At 42.2% G+C, this 15,705-nt stretch carries 15 protein-coding genes and 5 pseudogenes; 17 read left to right on the top strand and 3 right to left on the bottom strand.

Annotated features, from left to right (window positions below; genetic code table 11):
• The first annotated feature begins 82 nt into the window (after positions 1–82).
• From VV089_RS16570 to VV089_RS16525, 10 genes and pseudogenes are all read left to right on the top strand, one after another.
• Positions 83–409: a (2Fe-2S)-binding protein gene (locus tag VV089_RS16570; RefSeq protein WP_334336662.1), complete on the top strand. Its 327-nt coding sequence runs from the start codon at positions 83–85 to the stop codon at positions 407–409.
• Positions 396–1,985 (top strand): FAD-dependent oxidoreductase, encoded by a 1,590-nt coding sequence (locus tag VV089_RS16565; RefSeq protein WP_334336661.1) that lies wholly within the window; start codon positions 396–398, stop codon positions 1,983–1,985. The genes VV089_RS16570 and VV089_RS16565 overlap by 14 nt, the downstream gene beginning before the upstream one ends.
• On the top strand, positions 1,982–2,311 hold the full coding sequence (locus VV089_RS16560) for a (2Fe-2S)-binding protein (RefSeq protein WP_334336660.1): 330 nt from the start codon (positions 1,982–1,984) through the stop codon (positions 2,309–2,311). The genes VV089_RS16565 and VV089_RS16560 overlap by 4 nt, the downstream gene beginning before the upstream one ends.
• On the top strand, positions 2,304–3,437 hold the full coding sequence (locus VV089_RS16555; protein WP_334336659.1) for an NAD(P)/FAD-dependent oxidoreductase: 1,134 nt from the start codon (positions 2,304–2,306) through the stop codon (positions 3,435–3,437). The genes VV089_RS16560 and VV089_RS16555 overlap by 8 nt, the downstream gene beginning before the upstream one ends.
• A 92-nt stretch (positions 3,438–3,529) precedes the next feature.
• The gene (locus VV089_RS16550; RefSeq protein WP_334336658.1) at positions 3,530–4,180 is read left to right on the top strand and encodes an HAD family hydrolase; all 651 of its coding nucleotides are present in this window, start codon (positions 3,530–3,532) and stop codon (positions 4,178–4,180) included.
• A gap of 232 nt (positions 4,181–4,412) precedes the next feature.
• Positions 4,413–5,735 carry an MATE family efflux transporter gene (locus VV089_RS16545; protein ID WP_334336657.1) on the top strand — a complete coding sequence of 441 codons (1,323 nt, stop codon included), beginning with the start codon at positions 4,413–4,415 and terminating at the stop codon, positions 5,733–5,735.
• 83 nt (positions 5,736–5,818) lie between these two features.
• The gene (guaA, locus tag VV089_RS16540) at positions 5,819–7,360 is read left to right on the top strand and encodes a glutamine-hydrolyzing GMP synthase (RefSeq protein ID WP_334336656.1); all 1,542 of its coding nucleotides are present in this window, start codon (positions 5,819–5,821) and stop codon (positions 7,358–7,360) included.
• Positions 7,361–7,465: 105 nt separating this feature from the next.
• Positions 7,466–7,597 (top strand): annotated as a pseudogene (locus tag VV089_RS16535) (toxin HicA); the annotation flags it as partial.
• A pseudogene (locus tag VV089_RS16530) lies at positions 7,581–7,942 on the top strand (type II toxin-antitoxin system HicB family antitoxin). The pseudogenes VV089_RS16535 and VV089_RS16530, both read left to right, overlap by 17 nt.
• 321 nt (positions 7,943–8,263) lie before the next feature.
• Positions 8,264–8,452: a TfoX/Sxy family DNA transformation protein gene (locus VV089_RS16525; RefSeq protein WP_334337590.1), complete on the top strand. Its 189-nt coding sequence runs from the start codon at positions 8,264–8,266 to the stop codon at positions 8,450–8,452.
• Between the two features lie 147 nt (positions 8,453–8,599).
• Here VV089_RS16525 and VV089_RS25280 read toward each other — a convergent pair whose 3' ends face one another.
• From VV089_RS25280 to VV089_RS16515, 3 genes and pseudogenes are all read right to left on the bottom strand, one after another.
• Complete coding sequence (locus VV089_RS25280) at positions 8,600–8,992, bottom strand: MATE family efflux transporter (protein WP_442891604.1); 393 nt, start codon at positions 8,990–8,992, stop codon at positions 8,600–8,602.
• Between the two features lie 25 nt (positions 8,993–9,017).
• Positions 9,018–9,089, bottom strand: a pseudogene (locus VV089_RS25275) (hypothetical protein); the annotation flags it as partial.
• 262 nt (positions 9,090–9,351) lie between these two features.
• Positions 9,352–9,698, bottom strand: a pseudogene (locus VV089_RS16515) (GNAT family N-acetyltransferase).
• 284 nt (positions 9,699–9,982) lie between these two features.
• On the opposite strand from VV089_RS16515, the gene VV089_RS16510 reads away from it, so the two are divergent.
• From VV089_RS16510 to VV089_RS16480, 7 genes and pseudogenes are all read left to right on the top strand, one after another.
• Complete coding sequence (locus VV089_RS16510) at positions 9,983–10,588, top strand: class I SAM-dependent methyltransferase (protein ID WP_172543937.1); 606 nt, start codon at positions 9,983–9,985, stop codon at positions 10,586–10,588.
• A 243-nt stretch (positions 10,589–10,831) separates the two neighbouring features.
• Positions 10,832–11,058 (top strand): annotated as a pseudogene (locus VV089_RS16505) (DUF2992 family protein); the annotation flags it as partial.
• A gap of 151 nt (positions 11,059–11,209) precedes the next feature.
• Complete coding sequence (locus VV089_RS16500; RefSeq protein WP_172543938.1) at positions 11,210–11,386, top strand: hypothetical protein; 177 nt, start codon at positions 11,210–11,212, stop codon at positions 11,384–11,386.
• A 28-nt stretch (positions 11,387–11,414) separates the two neighbouring features.
• The gene (locus VV089_RS16495) at positions 11,415–12,281 is read left to right on the top strand and encodes a KilA-N domain-containing protein (RefSeq protein ID WP_334336655.1); all 867 of its coding nucleotides are present in this window, start codon (positions 11,415–11,417) and stop codon (positions 12,279–12,281) included.
• Positions 12,282–12,510: 229 nt separating this feature from the next.
• On the top strand, positions 12,511–13,734 hold the full coding sequence (locus VV089_RS16490; RefSeq protein WP_172543940.1) for a GmrSD restriction endonuclease domain-containing protein: 1,224 nt from the start codon (positions 12,511–12,513) through the stop codon (positions 13,732–13,734).
• A gap of 392 nt (positions 13,735–14,126) precedes the next feature.
• Positions 14,127–15,299 (top strand): PDDEXK nuclease domain-containing protein, encoded by a 1,173-nt coding sequence (locus VV089_RS16485; protein ID WP_172543942.1) that lies wholly within the window; start codon positions 14,127–14,129, stop codon positions 15,297–15,299.
• Positions 15,268–15,636: a GNAT family N-acetyltransferase gene (locus VV089_RS16480; protein ID WP_334336654.1), complete on the top strand. Its 369-nt coding sequence runs from the start codon at positions 15,268–15,270 to the stop codon at positions 15,634–15,636. The genes VV089_RS16485 and VV089_RS16480 overlap by 32 nt, the downstream gene beginning before the upstream one ends.
• The last annotated feature ends 69 nt before the right edge of the window (positions 15,637–15,705 follow it).

Below are 15,705 nucleotides of genomic sequence, written 5' to 3'. Positions count from 1 at the left end.
GATAAAATCAGAGTACCGTCTGTCTTGCAATCAGACGGCACACGGAATCAGAACGAAATTATAATACAGGAGGTAACATGTTATGAGAATTGAAGAGCATCCGATTCTAGGCGCCTTTGAGAAAGGAGATGAGGTGGCTTTTACCCTGGACGGAAAGGAAATGCACGGCTATGAGGGAGAGCCCATTGCAGCGGCCCTGCGTGCGGCGGGAGTGATGGCGCATCGTCATACGCGTAAGAAGGATGAGCCCAGGGGAATTTTCTGCGCCATTGGAAGGTGTACGGACTGTGTGATGATTGTAGACGGCAAACCAAATGTGCGGACTTGTATAACGCCGCTGAAGGCCGGAATGCAGGTTCAGACCCAATATGGAATAAGTGCAAAGGAGTCAGAAGATGAAACGATATGATTTGATTGTAATCGGAGCCGGGCCGGCCGGATTATCTGCTGCGATCCAGGCAGCAAAATATGGGGTTGAGACAGCTGTATTTGATGAAAATGAAAGGCCGGGCGGACAGCTGTTTAAGCAGATTCACAAATTTTTTGGCTCCAAAGAGCATCGTGCAAAAATCAGAGGCTTTCAGATAGGAAGAGAGCTGCTGGCGGAGGCAGAGGAATGCAAGGTCCATGTGCATTTAAACGCTACGGTTTTAGGTTTGTATGAAAATAAAGAAATTCTTGTTCGTGAGGGTGATGAAACAGGGCATTACAAAGGAGACGCAGTGATTGCAGCCACCGGCGCCCGAGAGAATATGATTCCCTTTGAGGGATGGACACTCCCGGGTGTTCTTGGCGCAGGCGCTGCACAGACCTTGATGAACCTGCATGGAGTGCGCCCAGGGAGTAAGGTGTTGATGGTTGGAACCGGCAATGTGGGACTGGTAGTATCTTATCAGCTTCTGCAGGCAGGCGTGAAGGTGGAGGCGATTGTGGATGCGGCTGCCCGCGTAGGAGGCTATGGCGTGCATGCTTCTAAGATTGCCCGGGCCGGCGTTCCTTTTTATTTATCACATACTGTTGTGAAAGCAATAGGAACGGATCATGTGGAGAGAGCGGTGATTGCCCAGGTAGACAGTCATTTTCAGCCGATCCCGGGGACGGAAAAGGAGCTGGAGGCAGATACCATCTGTATAGCGGCAGGCCTTTCCCCGATGTCTCAGATTTTAGCGATGGCAGGGTGTGATACCACGGAAAGAGGGGGGACGGTTCCCGTAGTCAATGAGTATTTGGAAACAAGCCTGGAAAACATTTTTGCAGCAGGCGATGTGGCTGGGATTGAGGAGGCCAGCTCTGCGATGATTACAGGACGTATTGCAGGCACGGCGGCTGCCTTTAAGCTGGGGTATTTGGAAGAAGCCTCCTGTATAGAAGAAATAGGGCGGCTTAGGGAGTCCCTGCGGCAGCTTCACGAGGGAATGTTCAGTCCGCAGAACCGAGGAAAATGCGATATCAAGCTGACGGACGAAGGAATTGATATTTCCGAAAGCTTGTTGAAAAAAGGGTACATAGAAGAACAGGAGCTTAACCGTTTCCCGGGCGTTCCGGACAAGAAGATAAAGGGGCTGCATCCGGTTATTGAGTGTACCCAGAATATACCATGCAATCCCTGTCAGGATGCCTGTAAGTTTGGCTGCATTAAGGTGGGGGATAAGATTACACGTCTTCCGGAGGTGAATCTGGAGGCAGCTTGTGCAGGATGCGGAAAATGTGTGGTATCCTGTTCCGGCCAGGCGATTTTCCTGGTAGACGAAGATTATGAAGAGACCAGCGGCACTGTGACTATGGCCTATGAGTTTTTGCCCCGCCCGGCACCCGGAACAAGAGGAACTGCATATGGAAGAGACGGCAAGGCTGTGTGCAGTGCGGAGGTGGTGAGCTGTCGTATGAATCCAAGCATGGATCACACGGCTCTTTTAACCATTAAGGTGCCTAAGGATATGGTAATGAAGGCTAGATTTTTCCGGGCAGAGGAGGAGATGAAATGAGTAAGGTTCAGGACAGGAGTATTGATATCGGGCCATTTGTTCCAGGGCCGGATGATGATCTGATTGTATGCCGGTGTGAAGAAATTACAAAGGGGGAGATACGCAGAGCTATTCATGACGGGATGTTTACCATGACCGAGATACGCAGATACCTGCGTGCAGGAATGGGTTTGTGCCAGGGAAATACCTGCGGAAGAATTGTAAAAGGAATATTGGCTTCCGAGCTGAAATACAGACCGGGAGAACTGGATGACTGCACGGCGAGAGGCCCGGCCCGCCCAATTGAAATGGAGGCATTTGGCAGGGAGGTAGAAAAAGATGAATAATACAGCAGATGTAATTGTAATTGGTTCGGGTATTGTAGGGAGTTCCACAGCTTACTATTTGGCTCAGAAGGGGCAGAAGGTGTTGGTGCTGGAAAGAGATAATATTGGAGACGGAGCTTCCAGCCGAAACGGCGCGGGCGTTCGGCTGTCCAGCCGCGTATTTCCGGAAAGCGCCTTGGCGGAGGAGGCGATTAAGCATATCTGGCCTGTATTGGGAGAGGAACTGGATGCAGATCTGGAATATACGGCTCCTGGAAGCCTTTGCCTGGCGCAGACGGAGACCCAGATGAGAGCTTTGCAGGGCTCCTTAAAGAAGTCAAAGGCCTATGGGGCAGAGGTACATCTCATAGACGGAGATGAGGCACGGAAAATCTGCCCCTGCCTGTCGGATAAAGTGAATCAGGCGCTTTGGTGTCCGGAGGACGGATATGCAAATCCTATGGTCACTACCTTAGCATATTATCGGAAAAACCGGCAGATGGGCGTTCGTTATATCACAGGCGAGGATGTACGATGCATAAAAAAATACCGTGGAAGGGCAAGGAAGGTAATTACGGCTGAGGGCAATGTATATGAAGCGGATAAAATTGTAGTGGCAGCAGGATTTAATTCCAAACGAATCGCAGAGACAGTCGGTATATGGCTTCCATTTTTAAAGCGTGTGGATGAATGCATTGTCACAGAAGCGGTAGCTCCCTTGACAAAGTTTCGTCTTTCTACTGCGGATGGCAATTTCTACGGGCATCAGACAAAGCATGGGTCTTTTATATTTGGAGGAAATACGAATCTGGAGCGTTATGAAAGTACCTATGATCAGCGGCCGCGCAATACGAACAAGCAGTCCTCGGATAAATGCCGGGCGGTATCCAAGTATATTCCGGCGCTGCGGGATGTGAAGGTTATTCGTCAATGGGCAGGGTGGCTGGATTCTACGGTAGATCGCCTTCCGATTATTCAGGAGATTCCAGAGGTGCCGGGCATGATTCTGTCATGCGGATATAGCGGACATGGCTTTGCGATCGGACCGGCCGCAGGGAAGGTAACAAGCCAAGTGGCCCTGGGCGAGGAGACGATAGTGGATATCTCTTCCTTATGTTATAATCGTTTTAAACCTAGCGGATGTTAGTGACTGTACCGGAAATTCTCGTACCTATTTCCGGCATGTTTTTCCGATACAGACGGCAAGCTGGTACACGGGAGAATGGGAGATGGAAAAATATGGAGATCAAGGGAATCATTTTTGATATGGATGGATTGATGTTCGACACAGAGCGGATAGCGCTCATGGTTTGGAACCAGGTGTGGGAAAGTGAAGGGATCGATCCGAATTGTCCAAAGCTGGGGGATATGCACGGGATTACAGTGCAGGAGGCAGCTATGAGGTATGAAAAAGCATTTCACGGCAAAGTGAATTACTATGAGCTGCGTAAGAAAAAGCAGGCGCTTATGGAGGAGTATATTCATACCTATGGACTTCCTGTGAAAAAAGGTCTCTATGAGCTCCTGGAATATTTAAAGGAAAGAAAGTACAGAATCGCCATTGCAACGTCTACCATGGAGAAAGAGGCAGTTCCATATCTGGAAATGGCACAGGTAACAGCGTATTTTGACGGCAGGGTATTCGGCGATATGGTAGAGCGCGGAAAACCGGATGCAGAAATTTTTTGCAAAGCAGCAGAGCAATTGGGGCTGAAGCCAGAGGAATGCATGGTTCTGGAAGATAGCTGGAATGGTCTGAGGGGCGCTCTGGCGGGAGGCTTTCATGCAGTGATGATTCCGGATCAGCAGAAGCCGGATCCGCAGCTTTCAAAGAAGCTGACGGCTATTTGTGATTCTTTGCTGGATGTGCCGCATCTGTTAGAAAAATAAATATAGAAGCCTCAATCGTTTGCAAAGGGCTGTCCGGCATTGAATGCCGGGACGGCTCTTTTTATTTCAGCGGGCAATGAGCCAAGTGCAGAACGTTGTCTCTTGAGGGATTCTTAATCGCAGAGGGCACATCCTTGAGGTATGGAAAAATTCATTGACATTTATAAGAAAGTTGCTAGAATAAAGGGATAAAGTCTGGAGCAAGACGGGATACCAACGAGGAGAGGCAAAAATGTTTACAAAGCAGGACTTGAGAAAACTGATTCTGCCATTGATTATAGAGCAGATTCTACTTGCAACGGTGGGAATAGCGGATACGGTGATGATTGCCAGCGTAGGAGAGGCGGCTGTGTCGGGTGTTTCATTGGTGGATAATATCAATGTACTGCTGATTAACATTTTCACAGCTCTGGCAACTGGCGGAGCCGTGGTTGCCGGCCACAGCCTGGGAGAGGGCTCAAAGGAGAGGGCATCGGAGGCCGCTGAACAGCTAATCATTTTTACGGCGTTCCTTTCGGCGGCGATTATGCTTGTACTGCTCATTGGCTGTCCATGGATCCTGCAGGGAGTCTTTGGAAAAATTGAAGGGGATGTTATGGCCAATGCAAGAATTTATCTGCTGATTACGGCATTTTCCATTCCCTTTATCGCCCTATACAATGCAGGAGCCGCGATTTTTCGAGCTATGAGTGATTCCAGGACGCCTATGCTTGTGTCTTTGATTATGAATGGGGTAAATATTGCAGGAAATGCGCTTCTAATCTATGGCTGCGGCATGGGCGTGGAGGGCGCAGCGATCCCGACCTTGGTTTCCAGGATGGTTGCGGCTGTAATTATTCTGGTTTTGATTCGAAATCAGGCTTTGGATATTCATTTGCGAAAAGGGCAGAGGCTGGGGATTCAAAGGAGGGTAATTCGCAAAATATGCTTTATCGGCATTCCCAACGGACTGGAGAACAGCTTGTTCCAGCTTGGAAAGATTCTGGTGCTGAGCCTGGTTACCAGCTTTGGGACAAAGGCTTTGGCGGCAAATGCAGTGGCAGGCACGATTGCTTTGTTTCAGATTATACCTGGAATGGCTATTGGCTATGCGATTGTTACAGTGGTTTCTCAATGTGTGGGAGCAAAGCGGTATGAAGAGGCCAAGTACTATACAAAACTGCTTTTAAAATATATGTATGCAGGTATGTGGCTTGTGAATATCATTGTTATATTTGGCTGTCCCTTTATTGTGCAGGCCTATCACCTGTCTCCGGAGACAGGAGCGTTGACGGAAAAGCTTTTGATTTACCATGCTTTTTGCTGTATGACTATCTGGGAATTGTCTTTTGGTCTGCCCAATACGCTGCGGGCTGCGGGAGATGTGAAGGTTACGCTTGTGGTCAGTATGCTGTCTATGTGGATTTTCCGGGTGGGCTTTAGTTTTCTGCTGGGAAGAAATCTTGGATGGGGCGTTTTTGGAGTCTGGGTTGCCATGACCATAGACTGGCTGTTTCGGGCGATTCTATTCTTCGTCCGATATCACAGAGGGAAGTGGCAGGAAATACGGTTTTAGGCAGTGGATTTTGCGGCTGGAAATTGATTGCATATCCGTGTGGTTTAAGGGATATTACGGAACTGGAATAGGAGGATAATGGGTTGAACAGAGAGATGGTTATGGTGCTGGACTTTGGAGGACAGTACAATCAGTTGATTGCCCGGAGGGTCAGGGAGTGCGGTGTATATTGTGAAGTGCATCCGTATACGGTCAGCCTTCAGAAGATTAAGGAAATGAACCCTAAAGGAATCATTTTTACAGGAGGGCCAAACAGTGTTTATGAGGAGGCATCGCCTCATTACCAGAAGGAGATATTTGAAATAGGAGTTCCGATTCTGGGAATCTGTTACGGCTCCCAGATGATGGCGCATACTCTGGGCGGAACGGTAAAGACGGCGCCGGTAAGCGAGTATGGCCATACGGAGGTTCAGGTGGACAAGACCTCTGTGCTGTTCCGGGATGTGGAGGAAGAAACGGCTGTGTGGATGAGCCATACGGACTATATTGAGACGCCGCCGGAAGGGTTTCGGATTACGGCACACACGCCGGTGTGCCCGGTGGCGGCTATGGAATGCCAGGAGCAGAAATTGTATGCCACGCAGTTTCATCCGGAGGTGATGCATACCAGGGAGGGGCAGAAGATGCTTCGGGCCTTTGTGTATGAGGTGTGCGGATGCTCAGGAGATTGGCAGATGGGATCGTTTGTGGAGGAGAGTATTCGTCAGATCCGGGACAAGGTCGGAAGCGGAAAGGTGCTCTGTGCTCTGTCCGGCGGCGTGGATTCTTCGGTGGCTGCAGTTATGCTTTCCAAGGCAATCGGGAAGCAGCTTACCTGTGTGTTTGTGGATCACGGCCTTCTGCGGAAAAATGAGGGGGATGAGGTGGAAGCTGTCTTTGGGCCGGAGGGCCCTTATGAGCTGAATTTTATCCGAGTGAATGCCCAGAAGCGGTATTATGAGAAGCTTCGGGGGGTGACGGAGCCGGAGACGAAGCGGAAGATTATCGGCGAGGAGTTTATCCGGGTCTTTGAGGAGGAGGCACGGAAGATTGGTGCTGTGGATTTTCTGGTGCAGGGGACGATTTATCCGGATGTGATTGAGTCCGGGCTTGGAAAGTCGGCGGTGATTAAATCTCATCATAATGTGGGCGGCCTGCCTGGGGTTGTGGATTTTAAGGAGATTATTGAGCCGCTGCGGATGCTGTTTAAGGATGAAGTGCGCAAAGCCGGACTGGAGCTGGGGATTCCGGAGTATCTGGTGTACCGCCAGCCGTTTCCGGGGCCGGGGCTTGGCGTGCGGATCGTGGGCGAGATTACGGAGGAGAAAGTCCGGATTGTGCAGGATGCGGATGCCATTTACCGGGAAGAGATTGCTAAGGCCGGATTGGATCAAGGGCTTGGGCAGTATTTCGCAGGGCTTACGAATATGCGGTCTGTGGGGGTTATGGGGGATTTTCGAACCTATGACTATGCGGTGGCGCTGCGGGCAGTGAATACCAGCGACTTTATGACGGCGGAGTGTGCGGAGATTCCTTATGAGGTGTTGTTTAAGGTTACTAGCAGGATTATTAATGAGGTCAAAGGGGTGAATCGGGTTATGTATGATTTGACTTCGAAGCCGCCTGGGACGATAGAACTGGAATAAGTTGGAGTAGCGAAGAAATCCAGTGTTTTTATAGTTAAGCGGTTAGTGATAATATTTTTTGTAGTTGATGAAGATTTTATTTGTAAAAAATATACGGAGTATATCCATTATACATTTAGGAAGGAGGGCTGTATGCCGATCACAATACCTAAACACGAACCAATCAAGAAAGTATATGTTGAAATGGTAAGGCAGATTGTAGAGAGTGAGGCGAAGAATGATGAAGAAGCTGAATAATTACATGGCAATGTCCTATCGCATGGAAATTGTAGAAGATAAGGATGAGGGGGATTTGTGGTTTCCTATCCGGATTTGCCTGGCTGCATTACTTGTGGTGAGACAGTAGAAAGCGCAGTGGCAAATGCATTAGATGCGAAGAAAGCATGGATTGAAGCAGCACTTGAAGAGGGTGTAGAGATTCATGAGCCAGATAGCCTGGAAGATTACTCAGGACAGTTTAAATTGAGAATTCCACGAAGTCTGCACAGAGCTTTGGCAGAACATTCTCAAAGGGAAGGAATCAGTATGAATCAGTATTGTGTATATCTTCTTTCCAGAAATGATGTAATGTTCTCAAAATAAAGCTTGTTAGACGTTTTTATGTCAGTTATAGCAAAGCATTAACAAAACGCTGACAGAAAATCAGCGAGTAAAATAGTATAGTGGATTTGTCTAAGTAAAAATAGTATTTTGTGTCTACACATAGGATTGATTTTTATTAGAGGAATTTTGGGAGTTGATTTTCTAGAGTAAAAATAATAAACAGCTTTGATATATGCCGAATAATATGGATATATCAAATAATCAAAAGATTTACATACTCGATAGAGAATAATTCCTAAATAAAATTAGTTAGGAAAAGTCGAGCTCAAATAGTAAACAGAGAGCCGGGAAGCCGAATAAATAAAGGACTTTCCGGCTTTTGAGATAGGTGCAAAAGGCGCATTTCTTAAGCTAAAGCAGAAATATCCGAAGGTGTGTCTGGTACATTTATACACACTGGAGGGAGCAATCCATGATACAGAATTTAACAGACTTTCAGAAGATACGAAAAAGGAATTAAAGGAGTTTAGCGATTTTCTAAAAAAATAGCAGCGTTGATTCCTGTTTGCAAAAGAAATAATATTTTCTTTATAAAATAGGTGGGTTAGTTACTTTTTCTTCCTGTTCATTAAGTGTCAGTACTAAAATTTTCCCATATGCTGCAACCGCCTTCCATAGTTATCAATTATGCTGTAATTATAAGCATTGTGATAATGACAACATTTCCTTACGCTCTTTCAAAACAAGATACATAGATAAGATTGTTGCTATTGCGTCACTGATTGGCTGTGCAAAAAATATACCATTTATATCGAAAAGGATTGGCAAAACAAATATAAACGGAATTAAAAACACCACTTGTCTTAATACAGTTATCAAAATAGAGGGTGCGGGGCGGTTAATGGATTGAAAGAAAGTGGTTGCCAACATGACAAATCCTAAAACCGGGGTAATGCAGAAGTTTATCCTCAGTCCCGTAATTCCGATATGGAACATTTCTTCTGTTCCACCAAATGCAGCGAGTATCTGTTTCGGAAAAAAGTACGATAAGCCAAATAAAACAGGTAATTGATACGGAAAAGATTGCAGCTTGAAAAAGTGTCTGAATTACCCGGCTATAATTTTTTGAACCGTAATTATTTCCGATAATAGGCTGAATACCTTGATTGATACCGCTTGCAGGCATAGCGCCTTTTCCAAATGGAATGTATTTTTGGAAATCGTTACTTGGGTTTTCTTTCCAAAGACAAGATATGTACCAAACAAGGCAGAGAAAACCTGTCCGATTACGGTTGCACTGGCAGCGCCAACCACGCCCCAGTCAAAAACAATGATGAAAACAGCGTCCAACACAATAAATCCATTATAAACCATAGAAAAATAACTAGTTCAAGCTATCCGCCGAGGAGTTTGAATAAAAGAACCGTATTTTTGTAATGGTAATTGATTCATAAATGACATATCATAACAAATTCTTCTTCATTCTCCATTATAATTTCAAAACCAATCTTTAAATACATCTTTGCTGCATAATTGGCTTTTTGGACAGAAAGAGAAACTCGTCTGTACCCATGTGATTTCAGCAGAGCAAGAATTTCTTTCATCCAACCTCCGCTGCCAATCCCCAATCATCTTTTGATTCACCGAAACGCTCCACATAAACCTGTAATTCGGGAGACGTGATAATGGTTTTGGGTGGAGGCTCGATACCCTCTGGAACAAAAATTGCTTCATATAGAAAATTATCCAATAACGGATATTCTTGTTTTTGTATTTTGCGTATCTTATAGTCCATAGCTGACCTCTCAATTCTGTGCTCTTTAAATATTCTAACATAATTCAGATAATACAGGAACAAAACTTATCAGAAATGCTAAGCGGCAGAAAATAAGGAAGCATACCAGGGAAGGGGTTCGATTGATTTTTCCTCAATTGATTTTTGGGCAGTCGTAAGGAGTGTTCTGTTGGCTGGCAGGGGAGAGGGAGAAGAAAATACAAGGTATCCCCCATATTTTATAATGGCAGACAGAGAATAAAAAAAGTATAATCAAATGGAGAGATCAGGAGCGAGGAAAAAACGTGAATAAGAAAACAGAAGAATCAAGAATTACATACAATAAAATAGCATCTGAATATGATGCGTCAAGGGAAGGACAATATACAAGATTTCACATTATGGAACTATCCAATACGATAGATTTGCATGAGGGTAATGTTGTCCTTGATGTTGCATGTGGAAATGGAACTTTGTTGTGGGAATTATCAAAAAAAGCAAAAATCCAAGCAAATGGAATAGATATATCTGAGAACATGATTTGTTCTGCAAAGATGCGGTATTCGAATATGAATTTTGAGGTAAAACCATGCTATCCTCTTGAATGGAGCAATGAAAGTATTGATATTATAACTGTATGTTGTGCGTTTCATCATTTTGACAATCCGCAAGCTTTCGTAAATGAATGTAAAAGAGTTTTAAGGAAAAACGGTACAGTGTATATAGCTGATCCTAATTTTGGAGCAGTAGTTAGATTTATAGCAAATAAATTTTGGTTTCCCTTTTCAAAAAGTGGAGATGTAAGAATATACAGCAAAAAAGAGCTAGAGGAAATCTTTTACAATTGTGGATTTAAAACAGTGCAGGTTTATAGAAAAGGGGAAGGGGTGTTTCTTAAAGCTGAAAAATGAGTATCAAATTTTCGTCTGTAAGAAAGGCAGAATATTTTTCCTTAGTAATGATTTGAACATGGTGCTAGCACCATGCAAGTTAATTCGGATAAGGAAAATGTGATAATGTGGCAGTTCACACTATTAAGCGAATTGCCGCATTTTATATCAAAATAAGCAGTTATGTGGTAATATATAGGAACAAAGATAAAAACACAACGCAAGGTAATCTTGCAGAACTGGTAGGTAGTCCAGTCGCACCGATTTGGCGTAGAGCCTAAAGACTATGAAATTTATGATTTCGTTCTGAAAAATTACTGTCGGCTGCGATTTAGTCCGGCTGTGGCAACTGATGTAAAAGAAGCTGGCCGCAATCCTAAACGGATGCAGCGTGAAGTGCGGAAACGTGCCGGGAACAACGGGAGGAAGAAAGACAGCGGCAGTTTGAACTGAAACAGCAGAAAAAGAAAGAGAAGCATAGGGGCAGGTAATACCTACATGGTCATTTCTTGATATAAGAGTATGTACTCCAATATACAATTATAAGGGGGCATCCCCATTTGATGCGGTCTATCCGCCCCCGGGATGGAGTGAGAAGAAATCCTGCAAAACAGGGACGTGTGATGAGGAGGGTATGTGTAAATGGCTGAGAATTTAGATGAAAAAGCAGTAAAGGAAGTCTTAAAAAAGATTATTGAGAATAATAACAATATTCCGTATAAGGCTAAAGCGGAGATAAAAGCGATAATAGAATTGGAACACAATCCAGAAAAATTGCTGCAAGAGTGTCTGTTATATATGATGTCATATAAGGGATAATCTGTGCTAAAGGAAGTGGTTGGAGATAATGAAAAATATGAAAATAGATGCCAATGGAACAGAAATCAGAGTAATGGGGGATGTCGTAAATGAAGAAGCTTATATTTCTTTAACGGATATTGCCAAATATAAAAATTCAGACAATGCTTTTATCGTGGTTGCGAACTGGATGCGTAACCATTCAACAATCTCATTTCTGGGTTTGTGGGAGCAGATTCATAATCCCAATTTTAAACCTATCGAATTCGATAGGTTTAAAGCGGAGTCGGGAGATAATGCATTTACATTGACGCCGCAACAGTGGATAAAGGCAACAGCCGCAATTGGTATTATATCAAAATCGGGTAGATACGGCGGTACATATGCCCATACAGATATAGCCTTTGAATTTGCGTCTTGGATTTCGCCAGAATTTAAACTCTATATTATTAAGGATTATCAGCGGTTAAAGAAAGATGAAGCAAACCGATTAGCGATTGGCTGGGATGCTAAGAGGGAACTTTCAAAAATAAATTATCGTATTCATACAGATGCGGTAAAGGAATTTCTGATAACACCAACATTATCCCCACAGGAAATGGTTTATACATACGCATCCGAAGCAGATATTTTAAATATGGCTTTGTTTGGCAAGACAGCGGCGCAATGGAGAAGTGAAAAGGGAATAAGTGGAAAAACACCTAATATCAGAGATTTTGCTTCGGCAGAGGAATTAGTTGTACTTATCAATTTGGAAGATACCAATGCTGATTTGATAAGGCAAGGGTTATCTAACATTGAACGATTAAAGATATTAAGGGAAAAGGCGTATAGGCAGTTGGAACTTCTTAAAAAGAACCAAGATACGATTGAAGCACTAAAGAAAAATCTGATCGAAGATACGGAAACAATGTAGGTTTGTCAAACATTTGTTATATTGGCGTAAGATGATTGTCCAATAGTTGTTTGGGAGAATTTCGTTTTTTACAGTATGCGGAGGATATTATTAGCAAGGGAAGGGTAGACTTTTGATTTGCGTTTTATTTTTTGTTCAATCGTTTTGAGTAAAATAGACTCTTGAGCTTTTTGTGAATTTAATTGAAAATATAAAAAATATCAGAAAGAGTCTGTTGACAAAGGAGAAGATGCAGTATATAATGACCTTAAACAGCGAAGGAGGAGAAGTGATGTCTTTTATAATGTCTTTTTCCTATGATTCTAGACCGATACAAACATTGCTGAATCAGATTAGAAACATAAATAAGCGTGATGGCATTGATTTACAGCCTGAATTTCAGAGAGGATATATTTGGAGTTCTGATTTTAAGGATAAATTATTATACAGTATTATAAAAAGTTATCCGATTGGAAATGTAAGTTTGAGAGTTCGTACAGAAAAAAATGATAAAGGTGCAATGTTTGAGGTGGTTGATGGACAGCAAAGGTTGACGACTATTTATAAATTTATTGAAAATGAATATGTTATACAGAGTGATGTTTCGAGGTCAATTATTGAATATATTATAGAGTATGTAGGTGAGGATTCAGATATTAGATTATTGAAATTAAAGAAAAAATTACGTAATAAAGGGAAAATTCTACTTAGTTTTAAGCATTTACCTCAAGTCATCCAAGACAATATTTTGGCATATAATATATCTATTACTAATATAACAAATGCTTCCGATGAAGAAATTACAGAATATTTTAGATATCTTCAAAACCAAGAACGATTGAGAGCGGGAGAAATTATAAATTCTGTGCCAGATACTGAGTTGGACAAATATTTAAAAATGATTAATGATATAGATTTATTGCTGGACAAACTTTCTTTTGGAAATAAACGTAAACAGTTTGACAGAGTTTTTTATAGTATTTTGGGATTAATTGACGGGAAGATTGGATTTGGTGTGACAGATAAGGAAGTTATGAGATTTGTTTCTGAGTGTAGTGAATTAAATGAAGAAACAATTGCAAAAACACTTTATTGTATAGATGTACTTAATTCAATTGTAGATAATAATAGTATTCCTATTAAATATATGTCCTGTAATGCTAGGGCAATGAAATTTTTCTTGTTGTTGATTGTTCTAAAATTTGTAGATTTTACGGAGAATGGTAAAGATAAATTAAAGGCTTTAGATTCTATAAATGAAAAGCTTTCAGCATTTAGTTCAGCCAAGGCTGATAGTGTGAAAGGGGCTTTTCATGGATATTCAGACGCTGTAGTTGAAGAGTATCGATTGTTGGCGCTTATTTCAAAAGGAGGTCATTCATTTAAAAGAGTAGAAAATAGAATGAAAATATTAGCGTATTATGTCAATGGTTTTGATAATAAAATTCAACCATCGGGAATAATACCTGTTTAGAAAAGTGAAAGTGATGTACAGATTTGAAAGTAAATGTGTATAAGACTCAAGATAAAGTAGTTGATAATTAATAAAGATAATATTTGCATTGTTATAAGAATACAGTCTTAAAACTGTATGAAAGTACAAGGTACGAGTGTTTTTATGTATTCCTATATTAATGGTCAATTCGCTAAATAAAATTGTTTATGATTAAAATCATAACATATAGTTATTATCCGCAGTTACAGAGCATGTGTTATCAATCCCGATAACAAAATGATAACATTAGCTCATATAGGCAGGATAATATTGATATATCAAATAATCAAAAGATTTACATACTCGACAGAGAACAAATCCTAAATAAAAAATGATAAATACTGATTTTGATAATTGGAGAGTGATTGTAAATGAGTGAATATTCAAATTATGAAGAGGCTGTCCAAACGATAAAGACAGCAATTTTGCAGAGCCAATATGATGCAGCCAGAGGAGTGAATGAAAAGCAGCTTATGCTGTATTATGGTATTGGAAAATATATTTCTTCAAATTCTCGAAATGGATATTGGGGAAGAGGGGCAATTAATGCGATTAGCATGCGGCTTGATCGGGAATTGCCAGGACTTCGTGGATTTTCGCCCAGAAGTTTAAGGGATATGCGAAAATTTTATGAAGAATGGTCGTGTATAGAAGATACAGAACAAAATGAGATGATTGAGCTGAAAGATAATTTGGCACCCGTCGGTGCCAAATTAGAAAAAAATAATAATATGGCAATTTGGCACCCATTGGTGCCGGAAAAACTGACGGTTCCGGCGGATGCATTTTTGGCTATTGGGTTTACACATCACAGAACGATTATATCTAAAGTAAAAGATATGAACGAAAGAATTTTTTATATCAAGCGTTGTGCTGAGGAGAAATATAGTCGTGAAGCGTTGGTAAAAGCTATTGACAGGGATGATTACCATCATCAGGGACAAATGCCCAATAATTTTGTACAAACACTTCCGTCAAGTCAACAGGCTTTGCGAGCAATCAGTACTTTTAAAGACGAGTATTTGCTGGACTACATCAATGTAGAAGAATTAGGTGTTCGTGATAGGGCGGATGTAGATGAACGAGTGGTGGAAAATGCAATTGTCCAAAATATAAAAAATTTTATTTTGACGTTTGGACGAGATTTTACGTTTGTGAGGAACCAGTTTCATCTGGATGCTTTTGGAGAAGATCAATATATTGATCTCTTATTTTTCAGCAGAGCATTGAATTGCCTTGTGGCGGTAGAGTTGAAAAACGGAAAATTTAAACCGGCTTATTTGGGGCAATTATCAGGTTATTTGAGTGTATTAGATGAATTTGAAAGAAAACCACATGAAAACCCGTCGATTGGTATTATACTATGTAAAGATATGAATAAAGCCTTTGTAGATTTTGTGATTCGGGATTATACGAAACCGATGGGAGTGGCTACCTATAAAACATCAAAAGATATGTCGGCGGAATTGATTGAAGCACTCCCGGACATTGATGATTTGAAGAAATTGCTGGATGCGGAAGAAAGAGAGGATTGTGCCGTCTGAAGTGTTTTTGGCGGTAAGGAAGCAGGACAATTTTGTTGTGGGTATCATTGATTTCCGCCATCCTCTCTCTTACTCTCTCAGAATTTTCGGAGGCAGCATCGGATATAGCGTTCGGCCGTCCGAAAGACGGAAGGGTTATGGGGCTGAAATGCTCAAGCTGATTTTATCCATTTGCCATGATTTCGGAGAACATAGGGTTTTATTAACCTGTGATAAAGAGAATACTGCTTCAAAAAGAATCATCGTGAAAAATGGCGGAGTGTTGGAAGATGAGGTTGAAGATACTGCAGGGCTGAGTAAAAGCGGTATTATACAAAAGTATTGGATATCTGTATAATACGAGCTTGGGACAGAATTTTATTCCAGCAGATTCAATACAGAAATGTTATAATCAAGCCCATAAAAC

This window comes from Candidatus Merdisoma sp. JLR.KK011 (assembly GCF_036941125.1).
Taxonomy (GTDB): domain Bacteria; phylum Bacillota; class Clostridia; order Lachnospirales; family Lachnospiraceae; genus Laedolimicola.
This window is presented reverse-complemented; position numbering and strand designations above follow the sequence as displayed.

Bases quoted from the DNA above. Each gene is read 5' to 3' on its own strand.
- VV089_RS16570 (WP_334336662.1), top strand. From the start codon at position 83: ATGAGAATTGAAGAGCATCCGATTCTAGGCGCCTTTGAGAAAGGAGAT.
- VV089_RS16565 (WP_334336661.1), top strand. From the start codon at position 396: ATGAAACGATATGATTTGATTGTAATCGGAGCCGGGCCGGCCGGATTA.
- VV089_RS16560 (WP_334336660.1), top strand. From the start codon at position 1,982: ATGAGTAAGGTTCAGGACAGGAGTATTGATATCGGGCCATTTGTTCCA.
- VV089_RS16555 (WP_334336659.1), top strand. From the start codon at position 2,304: ATGAATAATACAGCAGATGTAATTGTAATTGGTTCGGGTATTGTAGGG.
- VV089_RS16550 (WP_334336658.1), top strand. From the start codon at position 3,530: ATGGAGATCAAGGGAATCATTTTTGATATGGATGGATTGATGTTCGAC.
- VV089_RS16545 (WP_334336657.1), top strand. From the start codon at position 4,413: ATGTTTACAAAGCAGGACTTGAGAAAACTGATTCTGCCATTGATTATA.
- VV089_RS16500 (WP_172543938.1), top strand. From the start codon at position 11,210: ATGGCTGAGAATTTAGATGAAAAAGCAGTAAAGGAAGTCTTAAAAAAG.
- VV089_RS16495 (WP_334336655.1), top strand. From the start codon at position 11,415: ATGAAAAATATGAAAATAGATGCCAATGGAACAGAAATCAGAGTAATG.
- VV089_RS16490 (WP_172543940.1), top strand. From the start codon at position 12,511: ATGCAGTATATAATGACCTTAAACAGCGAAGGAGGAGAAGTGATGTCT.
- VV089_RS16485 (WP_172543942.1), top strand. From the start codon at position 14,127: ATGAGTGAATATTCAAATTATGAAGAGGCTGTCCAAACGATAAAGACA.
- VV089_RS16480 (WP_334336654.1), top strand. From the start codon at position 15,268: ATGCGGAAGAAAGAGAGGATTGTGCCGTCTGAAGTGTTTTTGGCGGTA.